A 21619-nucleotide genomic window follows, 5' to 3' on the forward strand; every position below is an offset into this window, starting at 1 on the left:
CCCCGGAGCCGACTCGCCTTGCCGTCGATCCCGCGCGGTGCGCGGGTCCCTCGACGGGTGGCTCGCGGCTCTGCTTCATTCGCCTGAATGGCCTGCGCCTGCGGACCGGTGCCAAGCGCGACCCGCGCTGAGTCGCCGGCGAGGCGCGTGGAGCGGTGCCGGATGAATCGGCGCCGCAGGATGTTCAGCTTGTTGGCAACGGCCCGCTTCGCGGGCCGTTCGCTTTTCCGCCCCTTGTTGTCATGACAGACGCCATGCAAATCCTCGAACACGACGGTAGCCGGCTCGCCGACATCGCGGCGCTGTTCACCGCGTCGGTCCATCGTCTCGCGGCCGGCCATTACGATGCCGCGCAGCGCGCCGCGTGGGCCCCGCAGCCACCGGATCCGGCTCACTGGGCGGCGCGGCTGCGGCCGGCGACCACGCTCGTCGCCGACGAGGACGGCGTGCTGCTCGGCTTTCTCGCCTACGAGGCGCGTGGCCATATCGACATGCTGTTCACCTCGCCGCTGGCGCCGCGCCGCGGCGTCGCGACCGGACTCTATGCCGAGGCGGAGCGGCGGCTGCGGGCACTCGGTGTCGCCGAGTTGACGACCGAGGCGAGCCTCGTTGCCGAACCGTTCTTCGCGCGTCAGGGCTTCGCCATCGTCGAGCGGCAGTGCGTCGAGCGCGGCGGCCAGCGCTTCGAGCGTGCGCTGATGCGCAAGCGCCTCGCCGACGAGGCGGCGGACTGAAGGCCGGCGTGTTCAGTTCCGGCGGCGGCGCCGTTGGCGGCTGGCGCGCGCCTGCTCGAAGGTGATGACGCTGAGCTTGCCGTCGGCCTCGACGAAGCAGCGATAGACATCCTCGACGCGCTGCAGGCCGTCCTGATGCAGGCGCCCCATCAGCTCGGCTTCGGTGATCAGTTCGCGGCGCATGGTGCGCCACTCGATCCGGCCGTCGCGGATCAGCACCACCGCGCGCGGCTGCACGAAGCGGCGCACGGCCGGCCAGCGGAACGACGCCCAGTCCAGGCCGAAGTCCCAGAGCACGATGGTGGCAATCAGCACCACGCCTTCGGTGATCGACTGGTAGGCGCCGGCCATGCCGTTCTGCGCGGCGTCGGCGATGATCACCACCACCAGCAAATCGGCGATGTTGAACTGCCCGGCTTCGCGGTGCAGCACGCGCATCAGCACGAACAGGAACAGGTAGATCGCGGTGCCGCGCAGTACGATCTCCGCCAGCGATCCGCCGGGCACGAACAGCGCGTGCCAGTCGATGCTCCACAGCGTGCTCATGGCGTCTTCTCCTGCTTGCCCCGCGGCGGGTCGGCGAGGAAATCGAAGGCGAGGCCCTGCGCGGGGTTCGCGTTGCGGCCGGCGATCGGCAGGCGCAGCTCGATCGGGCCGTACAGCAGGCGCCGCTTGGCGACCTCGAGCCGGTACCAGGCCCGGGCGTGGCCGTCGACCGCCAGATCGGGCAGCGTGCGCGTCAGCCGGCAGGACGGACACAGGGCGTGGTCCTCGCGCGCCGGGATCGCCCAGTTGCAGACATGGGCGGTGCGGTAGTTGCGGCACAGGCGATAGACCGGGCCGCGCCCGGCGCGGGTCGCCACTTTCCAGCGCTCCGCGCCGTCCGCTTCCAGCGCCGCCATGCGGCGGCGATCCGGCTGGAAGGCCTGCGTGCGTCCGCAGTGCGTGCACTGCGAATTCTCGAAGACGATGAGCTGGCCGCAGTGGTCGCAGCGGAAGATCTTCACGACGGCCTCGCGCGCCGGTGATGCCCGCGTCCTGATTAAGGCGGCGGCGATGAACCGGTGCTGTACGGCGGCGGCACCGGCGCGCGGCGCGGGGCCGCAGCGCCGGCGCCGTGCGCGGGGCCGCGCCGGGCTGCTAGAGGCGGAACTGCTCGCCGAGATAGACGCGACGGACCGTCTCGTTGGCCAGCAGTGTGTCCGGCGAGCCCTCGGCGATCACCTGGCCTTCGGCGAGGATGTAGGCGCGCTCGCAGAGCGACAGCGTCTCGCGCACGTTGTGGTCGGTGATCAGCACGCCGATGCCGCGCTGCTTGAGGTGGTGGACGATCTGCTGGATGTCGCCGACCGCGATCGGGTCGACGCCGGCGAACGGTTCGTCGAGCAGGATGAAGCGCGGGTTCGCGGCCAGTGCGCGGGCAATCTCGACGCGCCGGCGCTCGCCGCCGGACAGCGCCTGGCCTTCGGCGTCGCGGATGTGGGTGATGTGCAGCTCGCCGAGCAGGCGTTCGAGCTCCGCCTCGCGGCCGGCGGCATCGAGATCCTGGCGCAGTTCGAGGATCGCCAGGATGTTGTCCCGGACCGACAGCTTGCGGAACACGCTGGCCTCCTGCGGCAGGTAGCCGAGGCCGAGGCGCGCGCGCGCGTGCATCGGCAGCGCGGTGATGTCGCGGCCGTCGAGTTCGATGCGACCGCCGTCGGCCGGGATCAGGCCGACGATCATGTAGAACGAGGTGGTCTTGCCGGCACCGTTCGGGCCGAGCAGGCCGACGATCTCGCCGCTCGACACGCTCAGCGACACATCGCGCACCACGGTGCGCTTCTTGAAGCGCTTGATCAGCGCATGGGCCGACAGCGTCGAAGGTCCCTTCATGGGCGCGGGGCCGGGTTCGTGCCGTCGGCCGGCTTCTCGCTCTTCGGCGGCGGTGGCTGGAAGGTGATGGTGACCTGGCCGTTGCCGCCGCTGGCGGCGCGGATGCGGCGCTCCGGCACGACGTAGCCGATCGTCTCGCCGGTCACTTCGTCGTCGCCGCGCTTCAGGTGCGCGCCACCGCTCATGTCGACGGTACCGGTGCGCGAGTCGTAGTGGATTTCCCTGGCCTCGGCATGAACGGCCTGCGCCGCCGGGCCGTCGGCCTTGGGATCGGCGGCGTGGTCGAGCCGCGCCGGCGCGCCGTGGATCCAGGCCTCGAACTGGCCGTCGGCCGCCTGTTTCACGTCCATGCTGTCACCGCGCACGGTCAGCGTGCTGGAGTCCATCGACACGTTGCCGGCGTACTTCATGGTGTTGTTCTGCACCCATTCGGCGCGATCGGCCTTGACCGTGATCGGTCCGCTGGGGCGCAGCTGATCGAGCGCTTCGCGGTTCGTCTTCTTGTCGGCGGCGCTGTCCTGCGCCAGCGCCGGCATGGCGGGCAGCAGCAGCAGCAACAGGCCGGCGACGGCGCTAGCGGCGCGGTGCGTCATAGTGCATCTCCACGTTGCCTTTCATCTGCACGCGCGTGGCGTCGAAGTCGGATTCCCAGCCGCTGGCGGTCGCCGTACGGCCGGGGGCACGCGCCTGCACCGGCAGATCGGAGCGGATGGTCTTCTTCTCCCAGTCGACCCAGACCTCGCGGGCGGCGATCGTCGTCGGCAGGCCGCGGGCCTGGCCGCGCACGTCGACGTCCGGCTCCAGGCGCATGCGCTGTTCGTTGGCCGGTACGATGCCGCGCGGCGCTTGCAGATGCCAGCTGCCCTGCTCGCCGCCGAGGCGGTCGAGCGTGACCGTATCGAGGGTCATCGAGCGGTCCTCGAAGTAATCGATGCGTTGTGCCTGCGCGCGGACCACGGGCTTGCCGTCGGCGCCGTAGCGCGTCCAGACCGCGCCGGCGGCGACGTACTGCGGCACGCGCGCCGATTCCGCGGCTGGCGTCGTCGCCAGCTGACGATCGCGCTTCATGCTGTTCGTCACGATCAGCGCCGCGGCGACGATCAGCGCGAGGAACGGCAGCCAGGCGCGCAGGCGCTTCACGCCAGGCCCTGGGCGTCGAGAATGAGGTCCACGGCCTCGCGCACGGCGCCGCAGCCGCCGTTGTAGCGCGACACCCAGTGCGCGGCGGCGAGCGCCTTCGGATGGGCGTCGGCGACCGACAGCGCCAGCGCCACACGCTGCATCAGCGGCAGATCGGGCACGTCGTCGCCCATGTGCGCGCATTGCTTGTCGCTGAGGCCGAGTTCGTCGCGGATGCGCAGATAAGCCGGCGCCTTGTCCTCGGTATCGAGCGCGATGTGCTTCACGCCGAGCCAGCTCAGGCGCTGGCGCATCGACTCCGACGGCCGGCCGCTGATCACGGCGACGTGCAGGCCGGCCTTCAGCATCATCTTGATGCCGAGGCCGTCGCGCACGTAGTTGGTCTTCGTTTCCTCGCCGTTCGGGCCGATGTAGAGCTTGCCGTCGGTCAGCACGCCGTCGATGTCGAGGAACAGGCAGCGGATGTCGCGGGCGCGCCAGACCAGTTCGCTGGTATCGAGCCGGTTCATGCGCGTGCTCCGCAGCGGCCGGCCATGGCGTCGCGCGCGGCCCGCTGGCGCGCCGTCCCCCTGCGCTTCGTCGCCGCGCGCATCAGACCACCCCCGCGCGCAGCAGGTCGTGCATGTGCACCACGCCTTGCAGGTGGCCGGCTTCGTCCTCGATCAGCAGCGCGGTGATCTTGTACTTCTCCATCAGCGCGACGGCTTCGGCGGCGAGCTGGTCGGCGCGCACGGTCTTGCCGCCCCGGGTCATCACCTGATCGACGCGCGCCTGGCGCACGTCGATGCCCTGGTCGAGCACGCGGCGCAGGTCGCCGTCGGTGAACACGCCGAGCACGCGCTGCTGCTCGTCGACGATCGCGGTCAGGCCGAAGCCCTTGCGCGACATCTCCAGCAGCGCGTCGCTGAGCCGGGTATCCGGGGACACGCGCGGCAGGCGCTCGCCGCCGTGCATGACGTCGGAGACCTTCAGCAGCAGGCGCCGGCCGAGCGAGCCGCCCGGATGCGACATCGCGAAATCTTCCGGCGTGAAGCCGCGCGCTTCGAGCAGCGCGACGGCCAGCGCGTCGCCCATCGCCAGCGTCGCCGTGGTGCTCGCGGTCGGCGCCAGGTTCAGCGGGCAGGCTTCCATCGTCACCGACACGTCGAGGTGCACGTCGGCGGTCGTCGCCAGCGTCGAGCGCGGCTTGCCGGTCATCGCGATCAGCGGTGCCGACATGCGCTTGAACAGCGGCAGCAGGGTGATGATCTCGTTGGTCTCGCCCGAGTACGAGATCGCCAGCACCACGTCCTGGCGCGTGATCATGCCGAGATCGCCGTGGCTGGCTTCGCCCGGATGCACGAAGAACGACGGCGTGCCGGTCGAGGCCAGCGTCGCGGCGATCTTGCTGCCGATGTGGCCCGACTTGCCCATGCCGGTGACGACGATGCGGCCGTTGCAGGCGAGCATCAGCTCGCAGGCGCGCGCGAAGCTCGCATCGACGCGCGGCAGCAGCGCGCTCAGCGCATCGCGTTCGATCTCGAGGGCGCGACGGCCCAGGGCTTGCAGCTTCGCGGCATCCATCCCGGTGGGGTCCAAAAGCGAAAAGGGCGCCCAGTATACCGGCCGCCGCGCGCCGGGCCTTGGGGTCAGGCCGCGCGTATCGCCGCGTAGGCGTCGAGCGCGCGCTGGCGCGAGGCGCCGAGCGCGACGATCGGTTCCGGGTAGTGCTCGTTCAGGCGCACGCCGCCGCGTTCCAGCACGCCGGCCTTGGCCAGCCACGGCGCGTGCGCGGCCTCCGCCGGCAGGCGTGCGAGCTCCGGCAGCCAGCGACGGATGTAGCGCGCGTCCGGGTCGAATTTCTGCGCCTGCAGCAGCGGGTTGAAGATGCGGAAGTACGGCGCGGCGTCGGCGCCGCAGCCGGCCGTCCACTGCCAGCCGAGCGTGTTGTTGGCGAGGTCGGCGTCGAGCAAGGTGTCCCAGAACCAGCGCGCGCCTTCCTGCCACGGAATCAGCAGATTCTTGGTGAGGAACGACGCCACGATCATGCGCACGCGGTTGTGCATCCAGCCGCTCGTCCACAGCTCGCGCATGCCGGCATCGACGATCGGGATGCCGGTGCGGCCGCGCTGCCAGGCGGCGAGGTCGGCGGCGTAGTCGGCGCGCGTCCGCCACGGCAGATGCGCGAATTTTTCCTGCAGTGGCGCCTCGGCCGTGTGCGGAAAATGGAACAGCAGGTGATGCGCGAATTCGCGCCAGCCCAGTTCGCGCAGCACCTGCGCGGCGTCGGCTTCCAGCGTCGCCGTCCCCTGCGCGCGGCGCAGCAGCGCGGCGCGGACCTGTTGCGGCGACAGCTCGCCGAAGTGCAGATGCGGCGACAGCTGCGTGGTGTGGGCCCGGAACGGGAAGTCGCGGCCGCCGCGGTAGTGGCCGAGCGCATTGCGCACGAAGCGGTCGAGCGCGTGCAGCGCACCGGTCTCGCCGGGGCGCCATTGGGCATAGAAGCCGGCGTCCCAGTCCAGCTTCGGCAGCAGCTGCAGCGATTCGAGCGTGTCGCTGTGCAGCTGCGCGGCCGTGCCCTTGAGATGCAGCGGCGCCGGCTCGACCTGCAGCGGCGGCAGTTCGGCGGAAAGCTTGCGCCAGAACGGCGTGAACACGCGGTACGGCTCGCCGCCGGTGGTCTTCAGGTTCCACGGCTCGTGCCACAGCGCGGCGCGGTGGCTGTGCGCGGCGATGCCCTGCTCGCGCAGTGCGGCCTTGATCGCGCGGTCGCGCGCGACGCTCGCCGGTTCGTAGAGGCGGTTCCAGTAGACGGCCTCGGCGCCCGTCTCGGCGAGCAGCGTACGCAGCGCCTGCAGGCTGTCGCCGCGGCGGATCAGCAGCGGCGCACCGCGTTCGGCGAGATCGCCACCGAGCCGCGACAGGCTGTGGTGCAGCCACCAGCGGCTGGCGGCGCCCGGCTTCCAGTCGCGCTCGGCGGCTGGATCGGCGATGTAGACCGGCACGATGCGCTCGTGCCGCGCCAGGGCGGTCTGCAGGGCCGGATTGTCGGTCAGGCGCAGGTCGCGGCGGAACCAGACGAGGGCGGTCGAGGCGGACATTTTCGTATTCTGATCGAGGGTTCGGCGCGCGGGCAGTCCCCGCCGGCACCGTATAATGAGAACCTGCCATGTCTTCCACTCCTGCGACCCACGCCGCCGCGCCCGCCAGCGCGCTCGAGATCCGCGGCATCCGCAAACGCTACGGCTCGCTCGAGGCCTTGCGCGGCGTCAGCTTCGACGTGCGGCGCGGCGAGTTCTTCGGCCTGCTCGGGCCGAACGGCGCCGGCAAGTCGACGCTGATCGGCATCATCTCCGGCCTCGTGCAGGCCGACGAGGGTGGGGTCGCGGTACTCGGCCACGACACGGTTCGCGACTTCCGGGCCGCGCGCCGCCTGCTCGGCGTGGTGCCGCAGGAGCTGGTGTTCGATCCGTTCTTCAAGGTGCGCGACCTGCTGCGCATCCAGGCCGGCTACTACGGCTGCGGCAAGGAAAGCTGGCCGTGGATCGACGAAATGCTCGAACGCCTGGAGCTGGCCGGCAAGGCCGGCAGCTCGATGCGCGCGCTGTCCGGCGGCATGAAGCGGCGCGTGCTGATCGCCCAGGCGCTGGTGCACCGGCCGCCGGTCGTGATCCTCGACGAGCCGACCGCCGGCGTCGACGTCGAACTGCGCCGCACGCTGTGGGCGTTCATGAGCGAGCTGCACCGCCAGGGCACGACGGTGGTGCTGACCACGCACTATCTCGAGGAGGCCCAGGAGCTGTGCTCGCGGATCGCGATCCTCGACCGTGGCAGCGTCGCCGCGATCGAGCCGACGCCGCAGCTGCTGGCGCGCCATCCGTATCGCTTCCTGCGCCTGAAGCTCGCCGACGGCGCGCAATTGCCGGCGGCACTGCGCGAACTGGTGACCGGCGAGGTCGGCGGCGCCTACGAACTCAAGCTGGAGACGGCCAGGCACCCGATCGGCGCGGTGTTCGACGCGCTGCGCACGGCCGGGGTCGCGATCGAGGACGTGCAGACCCGCGAGCCCGATCTCGAGGACATCTTCATCGAGCTGACCGGGCATCCGGCGAAGCTCGCTGCGGGCGGAGCGGCGAAGTGAGGCCCGCCGCCGAGGCGCCGCGCGCCCAGACGCATGCACCGGGAGCCGTCTCGTGACGCCGGACCAGATCGGATTTGTGACCCTTCTGAAGAAGGAAGTGATGCGCTTCTGGTCGGTGCTCGGCCAGACGGTGACGGCGCCGGTCATCACCGCGCTGCTATACCTGCTGGTGTTCGCGCAGGCGATGCAGGGCCGCGCGCCGGTCTATCCGGGCGTCGGCTACACCGAGTTCCTGGTGCCGGGTCTGGTGATGATGACGGTGATCCAGAACGCCTTCGCCAATACTTCGTCGAGCCTGACGCAGTCCAAGATCATGGGCAATCTGGTCTTCCTGCAGATGGCGCCGCTCGGGCCGCTGCAATGGTTCGGCGCCTACATCATCGCCGCGATCGTGCGCTGCATCCTGGTCGCGACGGCGATGCTGCTGGTGACCTGGCCGTTCGTGCATCTGCCGGTGCATGCGCCGCTGGCGCTGGCGGTGATGTTCCTGCTCTCGGCCGGCAGCCTCGCGGTGCTCGGCATGATCGCCGGCATCATCGCCGAGAAGTTCGACCATATCGCCGCGTTCACCAACTTCTTCATCACGCCGCTGTCGTTTCTGTCCGGTGTGTTCTACTCGGTGCACGCGCTGCCGCCGCTGTGGTTCGCGGCCAGTCATCTGAACCCGTTCTTCTACATGATCGACGGCTTCCGCTACGGTTTCTTCGGCCACGCCGACGTGCCGATCTGGCAGAGCCTGCTGTGGAGCACGGGCTTCTTCGGCGTCTGCGCCGCCGTCTGCCTGTGGATGCTGTTCACGGGCTACAAGCTGAAGCGATGAGCGCGCGTGCCGCCGCTCGCCGGGGCGGCGCCGCCCCGGCTTGCCTTGCGCCGCCGCCTATCGCATAAGAAGCGCCATGCCGCCGCCGCAGGTGGCCGGCGCAGGAACTCTCGCAAACATGAACAAAGAACAGATCAAGCAGCTCATCGAAGCCGGCCTGCCGGGCGCGCAGGTCACGGTGCTCGGTGACGACGGTCAGCACTTCGAGGCGACCGTCATCAGCAGCGAGTTCGCTGGCAAGCTGCCCCTCGCCCAGCACCGCATGGTCTACGCGACGCTCGGCGACCGGATGGGCCGCGAGATTCATGCGCTGAAGCTGACGACGCGCGCCGGCTGAGCGCTGCGCGCCGGCGGGGTGCCGGAACGGGCCTGTGTCGGCGAGCTAGCGTAGCCGCGGCGCGCGACTGACCAGTGCGATCAGTTCGCCCTGGCGCCGGGTTCCCGTTTTTTCCAAGGCCCGCTTCAGCTGCGTCTGCACGGTGCTGAGCCTGACGCCGTTCCTTGCCGCGATCATCGGCAGGGTCATGCCTTCGGCCAGGGCCGCCGCCACCCGGGCCTCGCCCTTGGACAGGCCGAACAGCGCGATGAGGGTGTCGGCGAGGTCTGCGGCCTGTGCTGCGGGATCCACCACCAGGATCAGGGCGCCGCGACTCGTCTTTGCGTCGCCCGGGGTGAACGGCGCTATCACCAGCTGCAGCGCTCTCGCCCCGGACGAACGCTGGACCTGCAGCGCCCCGCCGCCCCGCCGTGAGGCGGCACGCGCGACGGCCGCGCGCAGCGCCTCGTGATCGGACTGACGCTCGGCGCGGATCCGGCCTCCCGGTCCCCAGGCAAGGCCATCGCCGCGCGCGAGCAGGGCGGCGGCCTGCGGGCTCGCGTACAAGACCCTGGCGTCGGCTTGCAGCAGCAGGATGGCGACCGGCAGCTGCGCAAACATGGCGTCGGTGGTATCCGCCTTGCGATCCGCCATCGCGATGCGCGCACGCAGCGTCAGCAGCCGTCTGATGTGCGGCAATAGCGCCTGCAATTTCTGCTCTTCGGCGACGTCGAAGGCCGCTTGGTGCAGGCCGCGATGGATCGCCAATCCGACGACGGCCTGGCCGGGCAAGGGCGAAACGGTGCCGATGCAGTGGATCAGGTCGAGGCGGTTCTTCCTGGCGAACTCGTTGTAGCCAAAGCTGCTCATGTACTCGGAGCGGCTCAGATAGCGATCGACGCTGATCGCCGCGCCGCTGGAATAGCGGCTCAGGGCGTGTACCCAGGGGTCGCTGTCGGCGAAATGCCGGGTGTATTCCGCCGCCAGTTCGGCGCCGAAGTGATTGAAGCTGAGCAGTTCGCAGCCGCCGTCCGCATCGTGGCGCTGGATCACGCAGCTATTGCCGCCGACGAAACGGGCGATCCGCCCCGGCAAGGTAGCCAGCACCTCGTCGTCGAGCGCCGCATCGTAGATCGCTTCCAGCAAACTGCCCAGCTCGTCCGTCATGCGTTCCCCCAACGCGTTTCCGGGCCATCCTCGATTGTGATCTTAAGGGCTTGTCCCCTGATTCGGGGATTCAGAACGGCGTGAGCCGCCGCCAGACTGCGTCCGATCGGAACGCCGCGTGGCGGGGATCCGTGCCGCGGCGGTTGCGGGAGGCGGCCGTTGCGCACGGCCGGCGCGCCGGCCGGTGGCAAGAAGATGTACTGGGGACACATGATCAAGAAGAGCACGGGGATCGCCATGCTGCTGGCGATGCTGTCGATCGCGGCCGTCTTGCCTGCCGAGGCCGGCTTCTTCAGTTCGCGATTCGATGACTTCAAGGAGCTGGTGCAGGCCGGCAGGACCGAGGACGCGGCGGCGCTGTATGCGCAGGAACTGGCGTACTTCACGGGCCTGAAGGGCGACAAGCGCCAGTACATCGACGAAGTGCTGGGACAGCGCGACCGGCTCTACGGCGACCGCCTGAATGAAGCGCGTGGCCGCCTGGCGCAGGCGGACGCCGTGCAAGGCCAGATGCTGCGCTGGAAGAGGCTGAAGCAGGAACTGCCCGACGCGCGTGCAGCGCTCGCGTCCGCTGCGAAGCTGTCGGCGCGGGGCACGCTGACGAACGAGGCGATGGGTGCGCTGAGCGCGGACGTCGATCGGATCGCGCGGTCACTGCAGGCAGAAGCGCCGCAGGCCTTGCTCGACTACGGCCTGTTTACCGAGCCTTCGTTCAAGGAGCAGTATCCGGTTGCGGTGCAGTGGGGCGAGTTCAGAACGCTGCCAGCGGCGTTCGAAGAGCAGCTCGCCAAGGCGAGCGCCGTACGTCTGGCCGCTTTCAAGAAGGTCTACGGCGATTCGCTCATTCCCGCGCAGCGTCTCGAGGCGAAGCTCGGCGAATACTATGCCGCTGCTCGCGTCGCCGAGTCCGGCGCCCGTTCGTACATCGCCAAGCTGCTCATCCGCGAGCGCCTCGCCAAGGAGGGCTGGACGCAGGCGGGCATGCCGGGCAAGGGGGTGCTGCTTGCTGCATGGCCGGCGCCCGCGAGCGAAGTCAGCAGCTATCGAGTCGCCCCCCCGACCACGATCGGGTACCAGTCCCTCGATGCGAGGCAGACGCCCGATGCCTTTATCGCCTCGGGCGGCGCGCGGAACTACGAGCTCGTTGTGTTCGTACAGCCAGCGCGCATCCAGATGGAACGGGCCGAGAGCAATCAGCGGCAGGTCGCGTCGCAGTATCAGAGCGGCACCCGGCGCGTCGCGAACCCCGCCTATGCACTGGCGCAGCGGGAACTCGCGAGTGCGCAGTCCGATCTCGCCGACATCCGCCGGGCGGCTGCCAATGCGTCGACCGACTCGAGTTCGACGCTCGGAATCCTGTCGGCGGTGGTCGGCGCCGCTTCGGAGGCGGCCGCCGAAAGCAAGCTGCGTAGCGCGCAAAGCAGGCTGGCCTCCACGCCGCAGCTGATCGAAGAACCCGTGCTGTCCGCGTACAGCTACGCGGCGAAGACCGTGACGGTCAAGCAGTGGGTGCCCAGCCGTTACGCGATCTATGACGCGGGCACCGGCAAGGTCGTGACAGGAACGATCAACAGAAGCTTCGCCAAGACTTTCAACGTCGCCGATGCATTGCGGCCCGACGATCCGAATCGTGCGCTGATCCTGAAAAGCGCACAGACGTCGGCCGACGTCGACGCCTGGGTCAAGGGCGAGATCAGCGAGAAGTACGACGATATCTGGGCCGCGATACTGGCCGACTACAAGAAGAAGAGCCTGGGGATCTGAACATGCGCCGCATCGGAGTGTTGCTGGCCGCCCTCTTTTTGCTTCATTTCGGCGCGCCCGCATGGGCCGACCTGGCCAATTGCGACGGGCCGACGACTCCGGAGGAGGCCGAGCGCAGGGCGATGCTCGATGGCGCCGATCCCTTGGGGACGAATCCCATCTACTCGGCGGCGGACACGCTGCTGGATGCCTGCGAAGCAGCAAAGAAAAAGCTCAATTCCGCGCTTGAATCATTGAGCGGCCCATCGTCATCTTCCGTCGGCACGCCAGCCGAGGACGCGGCGGTGCCGCGCGCCACGCCGGCGAGCCCCGCGCCGCGAGCGCCGATGAGTCGCAACATCGCCATCATCGAGCGCGATCGCGTCGCGGGCATGGATGAAAAGGCCGCCTCGCTCGTGCAGAGCAACTGCGGCGGCTTCGGCTGTTCGCGCTTACTGGAGAGCATGGTCGATCCGGTGATCCGTGAAGCCGAAGCACTGAACGCGAATCCGGAATACCTCGCGCACATGCCCAGGTACAGCCCCATCGCCTCGGTGGAGGCGGCTGCCCGCTTCGGCTGGTCGCGGCAGGATGGCTACTGGGTGCAGGCGCCGCCGCAAGCCAGGCCCGGTTCTGCGAACACCGGCACCCTCGGTGCCTATCTGCTGTCTGCCGATGAGTGCAGGAAGCTGCGCGACACGTTGGATCGTGAGATCAAGGCCAGCGCGGCCAGGGAGCCGGACAATCTTTCCTTCTTCGAGGGCGAGTGTGTGCCGCAGCAGGCGAGCTACGCGGATGATGTGCGGAACTGGCGAGCGCTGCTGGCCCTGGAGGTCAAGAGACCCGGACCTGTCTCGGCATCCGGAGGCGGAACCTTGCTTGCGGCCAACGGAGCTGGGCTGGGTGATGCCCGAGAGGCGGCGATTGTCGTGGTTCCAGACGCCGGGCTGAGGGAATGGAACGAAGGAATTGTTGCCGAGGAGCAGCGGTATCAAGCCGAAATGCTGGCAACAGCTGAGGCCAAGCAAAGAGCCGACGAAGAAAAGAAGCGAGCGGAGGCCGATGCAGCTCGACAACGGCAAGCCACTATGGCGGAAGCCGAGCGCGATGCGGCTCGTAAGGGTTGGGTACTGCCGTCGGACTGCCAGGCCGAACAGGCTGCCGTGCGTCAATTCCAAGACGATGATCGAACCGGCAACGATACCGAGCAATCAATTGCGGCCGCATTGAAGCACCCTTGGGTATATCGCTGGGGAGGAAAGAACGGCGAGATGACCGTTACCGAACTTCAGGAAAGTGAACAGGAGTATTTGCGTTCCATCGAGAGTGATGAGAAGCGCGTCGCCAGATGTCGCACGGTGACGGGTCTAGACCGGATCGGATGCCCCACGGAAGAGACTTCCAGTATTCGATTGAACCGGCTCACGGCTTGCGCTTATCGAACGGCCGCCGCGAGGAGGAGCGGGAGCGTGCTTTCCGGAGCATCTGCAGTATCGACAACTCAGTCGTCGGCCGATGCCAGCTGCGAAGCGAAAATCAAGGCAATAGACGATCAGGTCGGCGGAGCTGTCTCACGGTGCGGGGAGTCCGCGACATGCAATTTCCAGGCTGCCATGTGGGGCCTGAGTCAGCAGATCGGCGCGATTGAACGCTACTGCCCCAGCGGCAAATTCGCCGCCAAACTGTCCGAGGCGAAGGCGCAGCTGGAGGGCATCACGGCCAACTGCAACCAGATCCAAAGCGGGGGCGGCCGCTGCTCGCCGAGGCTCTGAGCCGGGTGCTACTGCGGAGCGGCGCGCTGTCAAGGCGCCATGCCGCCTGCAGCGGCGGGGCTACTGCCCTGCCGCCAAAAGCGGGACAATGGGCGCATGGACAAATTCATCATCGCCGGCAACGGCCCGCTGCACGGCGAAATCGACGCTTCCGGCGCCAAGAACGCCGCCCTTCCGATTCTTTGCGCGTCACTGCTGTCCGACGAGCCGCTGCACGTGAGCAACGTGCCGAAGCTGTGGGACGTCAACACCACGCGCAAGCTGCTGCTGCAGATGGGCTGCGCGGTCGAGCAGCCGACGCCGCACGAAATGGTCATCGACGCCAAGCCGATCACCACCTGCGTCGCCCCGTACGAGCTGGTCAAGACCATGCGCGCGTCGATCCTCGTGCTCGGCCCGCTGGTCGCGGCGCGCGGCGAGGCACACGTTTCGCTGCCCGGCGGCTGCGCGATCGGCGCGCGCCCGGTGAACCTGCACCTGATGGGCCTCGAGGCGATGGGCGCCGAGATCAAGCTCGAGGGCGGTTTCATCCACGCCTACGCCAGGAAGCTGAAAGGCGCGCGCATCGTTTTCGACACGGTCACCGTCACCGGCACCGAGAACCTGATGATGGCGGCGACGCTGGCCGAGGGCGAGACGGTGCTCGAGAACGCCGCGCGCGAGCCGGAAGTCGTCGATCTGGCGCGCTGCCTGCGTGCGATGGGCGCGCGGATCTCCGGCGAGGGCACGACGACGATTCGCGTGCAGGGCGTCGCCGCGTTGCATGCGGCGCAGCACTCGGTGCTGCCGGACCGCATCGAGACCGGCAGCTACCTCGTTGCCGGTGCCGCGACGCGCGGTCGCGTGCGCGTCAACAAGACCGATCCGGCGATGCTCGATGCGGTGCTCGTCAAGCTGCAGCAGGCCGGCGGCAAGATTGCGACCGGCCCCGACTTCATCGAGGTCGACATGCAGGGCAAGCGCCCGCTCGCGGTCAATATTCACACCATGCCGCACCCCGGCTTTCCGACCGACATGCAGGCGCAGATGATGGCGCTGAACTGTCTGGCCGAAGGCGTCGGCGTGATCAAGGAAACGATCTTCGAGAACCGCTTCATGCACGCGCAGGAGCTGCTGCGTCTGGGCGCCGACATTCGCATCGAGGGCAACACCGCCGTGATCACCGGCAAGGAGCGCCTGCAGGCGGCGCCGATCATGGCGACCGACCTGCGCGCTTCGGCCTCGCTGGTGATCGCCGCGCTGGCGGCCGACGGCGAGACCTTCATCGACCGCATCTACCACATGGATCGCGGCTACGAGGACATCGAAGGCAAGTTCGCCGCGCTTGGTGCCAGGATCAAGCGCGTCGCCAAGCTGATGTAGCCTGCGCAACCGGAGAACGAGGCAATGGCCGAACCCACCAAGAAGCTGGCGGTGCTGATCGACGCCGACAACACCCAGCCGGCGATCGCCGCCCCGCTGCTCGACGAGGTCGCCAAGTACGGCGTCGCTTCCGTCAAGCGCATCTACGGCGACTGGACGACCGACAATCTTCGCGGCTGGAAGAAGGTGCTCGTCGATCTGGCGATGCAGCCGATCCAGCAGTTCAGCTACACGACCGGCAAGAACGCGACCGACAGCCGCATGATCATCGACGCGATGGATCTGCTGTACTCCGATCGCTTCGACGGCTTCTGCCTGGTCTCCAGCGACAGCGATTTCACCGGCCTGGCCTCGCGCCTGCGTGAAGCCGGCCTGACGGTGTACGGCTTCGGCGAACGCAAGACGCCGACCTCGCTGGTCTCCGCCTGCGACAAGTTCATCTATCTCGACGTGCTGCGCGGCGCGACCAGGAAGCCGGCGAAGCCTGCCGCCAAGGCCGCACCCGCCGAACCCGTGCCGGTCAAGGACGCATCCGCCAAGGCCACGCCGGCACGCAAGAAGGCCAAGCCCGCCGAGACCGCGGCGGCGCCGGTGGCGGCAGTGGCAGCGGTGGTGCCGGCGGCGGAGGCGGCGACCGAACCGGAGCGCACGCCGGAAGCGCGCGCCGAGAAGGTCGATCCGAAATCCGATGCGGAACTGCAGGACCTGCTGGCGCAGGCGATCGACGACGCCGCCGACGACGACGGCTGGGCGGCGCTCGGCGCGGTTGGCAACCTGATCGCCAAGCGCAAGGCGGACTTCGACTCGCGCAACTACGGCTACAAGAAGCTCAGCGATCTGGTCCGGGCCGTCGAGCGCTTCGAGATCGACGAGCGCAAGTCGGCGGACGGCAAGCAGAAGACCGTCTACCTGCGCGATCCGCGCGCCGGCGGCTGAGGTCCAGCGCCGGTCCGTGCGGACGGTCGCCCGGCGGGCCGGGTACAATCGCGCCCCCTGAGTGTTTTCCCTAGGCTCCTAGGCGCGATGACTGCCCTGACCCTGGCCCTGTCGAAGGGCCGAATCCTCGAAGAAAGCCTGCCGCTGCTGGCCCGCATCGGCCTCGATCCGGCCGGCGACATCGACCGTCTGCTGCGCGTGCCATCGCGCACGCCGGGCGTGTCGCTGCTGATCATCCGCCCGGCCGACGTGCCGACCTACGTCGAGCACGGCGCCGCCGACCTCGGCATCGTCGGCAAGGACGTGCTGATGGAGAACGGCAGCACCGAGCTCTACGAGCCGCTCGATCTCGACATCGCCAAGTGCCGGCTGTCGGTCGCGGCGAAGAAGGATGCCGCGCCGCGCGATCCGCGCCGGCGCCTGCGCGTCGCCACCAAGTATCCGGAAATCGCCAGCCGCCACTTCGCCGACAAGGGCGAGCAGGTCGAGATCATCAAGCTGTACGGCTCGATGGAACTGGCGCCGCTGGTCGGCCTCGCCGACGTCATCGTCGATCTGGTCGCGACCGGCGGCACGCTGCGCGCGAACGGGCTGGTCGAAACCGAGATCATCTGCCAGGTCAGCTCGCGGCTGGTCGTCAACAAGGCGGCGCTGAAGACCAAGAACGCGGCGATCACGGCCCTGCTCGAACAGATTCGGGCCGCGCAGCGGCGCAAGGCGGCGTGATGGGCGGCCAGCCCCTCGCGATCCAGCGGCTCGACAGCCGCGACGCCGGTTTCGACGTCCAGCTGGCGGCGCTGCTCGATCGTGCGCCGGAGACCAGTCCCGAGGTCACGCGCGTGGTCGACGGCATCGTCGCCGACATTCGTGCGCGCGGCGATGCGGCGCTGCTCGAACTGAGCAATCGCTTCGACCGCCGCACGCTGACCAGCGCCGCCGAGCTCGAAGTGCCGAAGGCGCAGTGGGCCGCCGCCTGGGACGCGCAGCCGGCCGATCTGCGCGCCGCACTCGAAGCCGCCGCTGCGCGCATCCGCGCCTACGCCGAGTACCAGAAGCTGGCGCCGTTCTCGTTCGTCGACGAACTCGGCAACACGCTCGGCCAGGAAGTGCGCGCGCTCGAGCGCGTCGGCATTTACGTGCCGGGCGGCAAGGCTGCGTATCCGTCGTCGGTGCTGATGAACGCGATTCCGGCCAAGGTCGCCGGGGTCGACGAGATCGTCATGGTGGTTCCCGCGCCGGGCGGCGAACTGAATCCGGTCGTGCTCGCCGCCGCGCACCTCGCCGGCGTCGACCGCATCTTCACGATCGGCGGCGCGCAGGCCGTCGCCGCGCTGGCCTACGGCACGGCCACCATTCCAGCCGTCGACAAGATCGTCGGTCCCGGCAACGCCTACGTGGCCGCCGCCAAGCGCGCGGTGTTCGGCCGCGTCGGCATCGATTCGATCGCCGGCCCGAGCGAGATCGTCGTCGTCAGCGACGGCGGCTCGGATCCGCGCTGGATGGCGATGGACCTGTTCTCGCAGGCCGAGCACGGCGAGGATTCGGAAGCGATCCTGATCTCGCCGGACGCGGCCTTCCTCGATTGCGTCGCCGCGGCGATGGCCGAGCGTGTGACCAGCCTGCCGCGCGAGACGATCGTGCGCACCTCGATCGCCGCCCGCGGCGCGCTGATCCTCGTGCGCGATCTCGACGAGGCCTGCGCGGTGTCGAATCGCATCGCGCCGGAGCACCTCGAACTCGCCGTCGAGGCGCCGCGCGCGCTGATCGGCAAGGTCCGCCACGCCGGCGCGATCTTCGTCGGTCGCCACACGCCGGAGGCCTTCGGCGACTACTGCGCCGGCCCGAACCACGTGCTGCCGACCTCGCGTGCCGCGCGCTTCAGCAATCCGCTCGGCGTCTACGAGTTCCAGAAGCGCAGCAGCCTGATCGAGTGCAGTGCCGAGGGCGCCAGGCCGCTCGCGCAGATCGCCGGCCGCATCGCCGACGCCGAAGGGCTGCAGGCGCACGCGCAGAGCGCGCGGGATCGAAGCTAGCAGGAAGCGACTGCAGATCGCGGGACTCGGCGGACAGGACGTTCGCGCGCCTCGCCGCCCGCGACATCTGCAGCTAAACGCCCTCGATCGCCGCGCGCAGCTGCCGGTAGCCCTCGACGAGTCGCGGCCCCGGGCGGCCGAGGAATTCCTCGCTGATCGGCACCACGCGCCCGCGGCGGACCGCCGCGACGTCCTGCCAGCCTTCGCGCCGCAGCACCACGTCGGCGCGGTACTTGTCGACTTTCACGCCGCACCAGCTCATCGCCAGCACGTCGACCGGCGTCCCGGGCGCAGCCTCGGCGGCGAGCGTCTGCGTCGGCGCGTCGCAGCCGGCCAGCGCGTTGCGCCCGCCGGCGCGCTCGATCAGATCGTGCACCCACGAGCGCCGCGCCGCGCCGATCACCGGCTTCGGCCACCACTCGACGAGCACCCGCGGTGCGTCCGGCGCCGGCGTCCGCAGCGGCATCTGCTGCTGCATGGTGGCGATCAGGCGCTCGCCGGCGGCGCCGAGTTCGAGCGCGGCGGCGATGCGGCGGATGTCGTCGAACACCTCGTCGAGACTCTGCGGATTGCAGACCACGAGCGGCACGCCGGACGCTGTGAAGGCGTCGACGATGCGATCGTGGCCGGGCACGGTGAGCGAACTCAGCACGAGGTCCGGCTTGAGCGCGAGCGCGGCCTCGACGTCGAACTGCAGGTCGCGGCCGAGCTGCGGCAGGCGGCCGACCACGTCCGGCGGAAAGTCGGAGTCGGCGTCGACCGCGACGAGCCGGTCCTGCGCGCCGAGCGCGCAGACGATCTCGGTGTTCGAGCAGGTGTGCGAGACGACGCGCATCTCGGGCGGCAACGGCGCTTCAGCGCTCGATGCGGGCGAAGGCCTGGCGCGCGCTGCGCTGCCAGCCGAAGCGCAGCGCGCGGGCCACCAGCGCGCCGACGCCCGGCAACTTGCCGTCGAAGCGAATCACGTAGTCGAGCGCGGTATCGGCGCCGTCGGCCGTGAGGGTGATCGTGCCGAGGTGGTTCTTCAGCGGGCCGCCGCGCACGATCGTGTAATCGAGGCGCGTCGGCCGCTCGAAGGCGACGATCTGCTCGTCGAACGACAGCGGCCCGGGGCCGATGCGGCGCACCGAGCCAACGCCGTTCGGCTCGCGCGGATCGTCGCCGGCGCGCACGACCGCGCAGCTGCCGCCGAACAGCGACGCAAAATTCGGATGCTGCGAAAGGAATTCGAACACGCTGGCGATCGGTGCGTGGATCCGTTCGCGGAAATGGACTTCTTGCTGCGGCATGCGGGCAATCTCCCAAGTGTATTTTTTCGGACTCTAGCAGCGTTGCGCCGCAAAACGGCGGATAATGAACGCTGGAGTCGGCCGGGCAACCGCTGCCGCGCAAGCGGGGGAGGAAAGTCCGGGCTCCACAGGGCAAGGTGCCAGGTAACGCCTGGGCGGCGCGAGCCGACGGAAAGTGCAACAGAGAACAGACCGCCGAAGCTCCGCAAGGAGCTGGCAAGGGTGAAACGGTGCGGTAAGAGCGCACCGCGGTTCCGGCAACGGAAACGGCACGGCAAACCCCACCTGGAGCAAGACCAAATAGGGAAGGGCCTGTCCGGCAACGGGCAGGACGCGTGGCCCACGCGCCTTCCGGGTAGGTTGCTTGAGCGGCGCAGTGATGCGTCGCCTAGAGGAATGGTTGCCGGAACGCTTCGGCGTCCGCACAGAACCCGGCTTACAGGCCGACTCCATTTTCCTTCTGCCCCGTCGCGGGGCGTCCGGTCGGCGCGCATGCGCCGCACCGGTGCGGGGAATTTGTGATTAAAGATAGATTTAAATCCGAATTACTTCTCTTTATTCAATCTGTCCGGTCGCCGCCAAAACGGCTTCAGCGAGCTGAAAGGCGGCTGAACGGAAAATGCGCACACCACCGGTCGACACTTGTCGCTTCACTTTAGCTTTCTGGCGTAAACGAATGTTTGTTAAGGATATTGTTATCTGTATCGACCTTGTTGCTCTAAGCCGCTGTTTCAGCGTGATTTTTCTCCCGAATCGCGCTTGCGTGGGGTAGGTCGGTGGGCTATAGTGGCCGCATAGTGGTGGAAAGTGGGAGAAAGTGGGGGACGCCTCACGCCAATCGCCGTGTTCGCCGGGTCACATCAACTTTCGATTGACGACAAGGGTCGCTTGGCGATCCCGGCCCGCTTTCGCCAGCCGCTCACCGACAGCTGCGGTGCACAGCTCGTCATCACCACTGGCCCGAATCCGTGCATCGAGATCTATCCGGCTCCCGAGTTCCAGCGGATCGTGCGTGACATCCAGGCGATGGACGACCGCATCACTGCCGAGAAGCTCAAGCAGGTCTTCGTCGGCTTCGCCGTCGAGACGGCGATGGATGCGCAGGGGCGCGTGCTGCTGCCGCCGATGCTGCGGCGCCGTGCGCGTCTCGACGGCAATGCCGTGCTGATGGGCCAGGACACCCGCTTCGACCTGTGGGCGGCAGATCTCTGGGAACAGCGCTTCGGCGAGGGCTCGGATCTGCTGGCCTCGCTCGAAGATGCCTTCCGGACCCTGAAGCGGTGATCGGCGGCCATGCCCCTCGATGCCGACTTCGTCCGCGCCCGGAGCGGGCCTGACGCCGCCATGAATCTCCATCGGCCGGTGATGCTGGATGAAGCGCTCGCCGGTCTGACGGTCCGCGCTGATGGCGTTTATGTCGATTGCACCTTCGGGCGCGGCGGCCACAGTGCCGCGATTCTCGATCGCCTCGGCGCGCACGGACGCCTGCTCGGCCTCGATCAGGATCCGCAGGCGGTCGCGCATGCCCGCGAGCGTTTCGGCGCCGATTCCCGCTTCGCGATTCACCACTGCAATTTCACGGTGCTGGAAGCGGTGGCGCAGGAAGCCGGCGTCGCCGGCCGGGTCGACGGCATCCTGATGGACCTCGGCGTGTCGTCGCCGCAGCTCGACGACGCGGCGCGCGGCTTCTCGTTCAGCAAGGACGGCCCGCTCGACATGCGGATGAATCCGCAGGCCGGCGAATCGGCGGCCGACTGGCTGGCGCGCGCCGGCGAGGCCGAGATTGCCGACGTGCTCTGGCAGTACGGCGAGGAGCGCAACAGCCGGCGCATCGCGCGCCGCATCGTCGAGACGCGCCGCGAGGCGCCGCTGACGACGACCGCGCAGCTGGCGGCGCTGATCGCATCGGTGCCGGGGCCGCGCTCGCGCCACATCCATCCGGCCACGCGCAGCTTCCAGGCGATCCGCATCTACATCAACCGCGAGCTCGACGTGCTGTCCGACGCGCTCGCGCAGGCGGTGCGCGTGCTGGCGCCGGGCGGCCGCCTGGTCGTCATCAGCTTCCACTCGCTCGAGGACCGCATCGTCAAGCGCTTCTTGCGCGACGCCGCGCGCAGCGAGACGCCGACGCTGAAGCTGCACGGCAAGCAGTTTCCGTCGCGCGAAGAAGCGGACGCCAATCCGCGCGCCCGCAGCGCGGTGCTGCGCATCGCGGAGCGCCTGCCGTGAGCCGGTCGGTGTCGGTCCGCATGCCGGACGAAGCGCGCGCCTGCGCCGCGCGGCGCATCCCGGCGCGAGGTGTCGTCTCGTGA

The 21619-nt window shown here is 68.9% G+C and carries 23 protein-coding genes and 1 other RNA gene; 13 read left to right on the top strand and 11 right to left on the bottom strand.

Annotated features, from left to right (window positions below; all coding sequences use genetic code 11):
- The first annotated feature begins 254 nt into the window (after positions 1 to 254).
- Entirely contained in the window at positions 255 to 734 is a 480-nt protein-coding gene (locus tag H149_RS0108290; protein WP_020649279.1) for a GNAT family N-acetyltransferase, read from the top strand.
- A gap of 12 nt (positions 735 to 746) precedes the next feature.
- Here H149_RS0108290 and H149_RS0108295 read toward each other — a convergent pair whose 3' ends face one another.
- The 8 genes from H149_RS0108295 to H149_RS0108330 form a co-directional block, all read right to left on the bottom strand.
- A complete protein-coding gene (locus tag H149_RS0108295) occupies positions 747 to 1280 on the bottom strand; it encodes a DUF421 domain-containing protein (RefSeq protein WP_020649280.1) in 534 nt (177 codons plus the stop codon).
- Positions 1277 to 1741, bottom strand: a complete 465-nt coding sequence (locus H149_RS20265) for a putative zinc-binding metallopeptidase (protein WP_020649281.1) — start codon at positions 1739 to 1741, stop codon at positions 1277 to 1279. The genes H149_RS0108295 and H149_RS20265 overlap by 4 nt, the downstream gene beginning before the upstream one ends.
- Before the next feature lie 133 nt (positions 1742 to 1874).
- On the bottom strand, positions 1875 to 2609 hold the full coding sequence (lptB, locus tag H149_RS0108305; RefSeq protein WP_020649282.1) for an LPS export ABC transporter ATP-binding protein: 735 nt from the start codon (positions 2607 to 2609) through the stop codon (positions 1875 to 1877).
- A complete protein-coding gene (gene lptA, locus H149_RS22080; RefSeq protein WP_020649283.1) occupies positions 2606 to 3202 on the bottom strand; it encodes a lipopolysaccharide transport periplasmic protein LptA in 597 nt (198 codons plus the stop codon). Before lptA ends, lptB begins: the two co-directional genes overlap by 4 nt.
- Positions 3183 to 3749 carry an LPS export ABC transporter periplasmic protein LptC gene (lptC, locus tag H149_RS0108315; RefSeq protein WP_020649284.1) on the bottom strand — a complete coding sequence of 189 codons (567 nt, stop codon included), beginning with the start codon at positions 3747 to 3749 and terminating at the stop codon, positions 3183 to 3185. Before lptC ends, lptA begins: the two co-directional genes overlap by 20 nt.
- Complete coding sequence (locus tag H149_RS0108320; protein WP_020649285.1) at positions 3746 to 4258, bottom strand: KdsC family phosphatase; 513 nt, start codon at positions 4256 to 4258, stop codon at positions 3746 to 3748. Before H149_RS0108320 ends, lptC begins: the two co-directional genes overlap by 4 nt.
- A gap of 82 nt (positions 4259 to 4340) precedes the next feature.
- Positions 4341 to 5312, bottom strand: a complete 972-nt coding sequence (locus H149_RS0108325; RefSeq protein WP_020649286.1) for a KpsF/GutQ family sugar-phosphate isomerase — start codon at positions 5310 to 5312, stop codon at positions 4341 to 4343.
- 65 nt (positions 5313 to 5377) lie between these two features.
- The gene (locus tag H149_RS0108330; protein ID WP_020649287.1) at positions 5378 to 6829 is read right to left on the bottom strand and encodes a cryptochrome/photolyase family protein; all 1452 of its coding nucleotides are present in this window, start codon (positions 6827 to 6829) and stop codon (positions 5378 to 5380) included.
- 68 nt (positions 6830 to 6897) lie between these two features.
- Between H149_RS0108330 and H149_RS0108335 the strand changes: the two genes are divergently transcribed.
- From H149_RS0108335 to H149_RS0108345, 3 genes are all read left to right on the top strand, one after another.
- Positions 6898 to 7869 (top strand): ABC transporter ATP-binding protein, encoded by a 972-nt coding sequence (locus tag H149_RS0108335; protein ID WP_020649288.1) that lies wholly within the window; start codon positions 6898 to 6900, stop codon positions 7867 to 7869.
- 67 nt (positions 7870 to 7936) lie between these two features.
- Positions 7937 to 8689, top strand: a complete 753-nt coding sequence (locus H149_RS0108340; RefSeq protein WP_039748558.1) for an ABC transporter permease — start codon at positions 7937 to 7939, stop codon at positions 8687 to 8689.
- Between the two features lie 118 nt (positions 8690 to 8807).
- A complete protein-coding gene (locus H149_RS0108345; RefSeq protein WP_026352995.1) occupies positions 8808 to 9026 on the top strand; it encodes a BolA family protein in 219 nt (72 codons plus the stop codon).
- A 45-nt stretch (positions 9027 to 9071) separates the two neighbouring features.
- Here H149_RS0108345 and H149_RS20275 read toward each other — a convergent pair whose 3' ends face one another.
- Positions 9072 to 10172, bottom strand: a complete 1101-nt coding sequence (locus H149_RS20275) for a helix-turn-helix transcriptional regulator (protein ID WP_020649291.1) — start codon at positions 10170 to 10172, stop codon at positions 9072 to 9074.
- 159 nt (positions 10173 to 10331) lie between these two features.
- On the opposite strand from H149_RS20275, the gene H149_RS0108355 reads away from it, so the two are divergent.
- The 6 genes from H149_RS0108355 to hisD all read left to right on the top strand — a co-directional run bounded on the left by H149_RS0108355 (position 10332) and on the right by hisD (position 18018).
- Positions 10332 to 11936 (top strand): hypothetical protein, encoded by a 1605-nt coding sequence (locus tag H149_RS0108355; RefSeq protein ID WP_020649292.1) that lies wholly within the window; start codon positions 10332 to 10334, stop codon positions 11934 to 11936.
- A gap of 2 nt (positions 11937 to 11938) precedes the next feature.
- On the top strand, positions 11939 to 13687 hold the full coding sequence (locus H149_RS20280; protein WP_039748478.1) for a hypothetical protein: 1749 nt from the start codon (positions 11939 to 11941) through the stop codon (positions 13685 to 13687).
- Positions 13688 to 13783: 96 nt separating this feature from the next.
- Entirely contained in the window at positions 13784 to 15049 is a 1266-nt protein-coding gene (gene murA, locus H149_RS0108370; RefSeq protein WP_020649295.1) for a UDP-N-acetylglucosamine 1-carboxyvinyltransferase, read from the top strand.
- Positions 15050 to 15073: 24 nt separating this feature from the next.
- Complete coding sequence (locus H149_RS0108375; RefSeq protein ID WP_020649296.1) at positions 15074 to 15985, top strand: NYN domain-containing protein; 912 nt, start codon at positions 15074 to 15076, stop codon at positions 15983 to 15985.
- 87 nt (positions 15986 to 16072) lie between these two features.
- Positions 16073 to 16711, top strand: coding sequence for an ATP phosphoribosyltransferase (hisG, locus tag H149_RS0108380; protein WP_020649297.1), 639 nt, complete (start codon positions 16073 to 16075; stop codon positions 16709 to 16711).
- Positions 16711 to 18018, top strand: coding sequence for a histidinol dehydrogenase (gene hisD, locus H149_RS0108385; protein ID WP_020649298.1), 1308 nt, complete (start codon positions 16711 to 16713; stop codon positions 18016 to 18018). The genes hisG and hisD overlap by 1 nt, the downstream gene beginning before the upstream one ends.
- Positions 18019 to 18091: 73 nt before the next feature.
- Here the strand turns inward: hisD and H149_RS0108390 are convergent, their stop codons facing one another.
- Together H149_RS0108390 and H149_RS20285 are read right to left on the bottom strand one after the other, a co-directional pair.
- Positions 18092 to 18865: an ABC transporter substrate-binding protein gene (locus H149_RS0108390; protein ID WP_245540485.1), complete on the bottom strand. Its 774-nt coding sequence runs from the start codon at positions 18863 to 18865 to the stop codon at positions 18092 to 18094.
- 7 nt (positions 18866 to 18872) lie between these two features.
- Positions 18873 to 19307 carry an SRPBCC family protein gene (locus H149_RS20285; protein ID WP_020649300.1) on the bottom strand — a complete coding sequence of 145 codons (435 nt, stop codon included), beginning with the start codon at positions 19305 to 19307 and terminating at the stop codon, positions 18873 to 18875.
- A 73-nt stretch (positions 19308 to 19380) separates the two neighbouring features.
- On the opposite strand from H149_RS20285, the gene rnpB reads away from it, so the two are divergent.
- The 3 genes from rnpB (at position 19381) to rsmH (ending at position 21536) form a co-directional block, all read left to right on the top strand.
- Positions 19381 to 19762: RNase P RNA component class A (rnpB, locus tag H149_RS22100), an RNA gene on the top strand.
- Between the two features lie 388 nt (positions 19763 to 20150).
- Positions 20151 to 20591 carry a division/cell wall cluster transcriptional repressor MraZ gene (gene mraZ / locus H149_RS20290; RefSeq protein WP_169518323.1) on the top strand — a complete coding sequence of 147 codons (441 nt, stop codon included), beginning with the start codon at positions 20151 to 20153 and terminating at the stop codon, positions 20589 to 20591.
- A gap of 60 nt (positions 20592 to 20651) precedes the next feature.
- Positions 20652 to 21536, top strand: a complete 885-nt coding sequence (rsmH, locus tag H149_RS0108405) for a 16S rRNA (cytosine(1402)-N(4))-methyltransferase RsmH (protein WP_020649302.1) — start codon at positions 20652 to 20654, stop codon at positions 21534 to 21536.
- Positions 21537 to 21619 lie beyond the last annotated feature (83 nt).

This window comes from Solimonas variicoloris DSM 15731 (genome assembly GCF_000382285.1).
GTDB classification, from domain to species: Bacteria; Pseudomonadota; Gammaproteobacteria; order Nevskiales; family Nevskiaceae; genus Solimonas; species Solimonas variicoloris.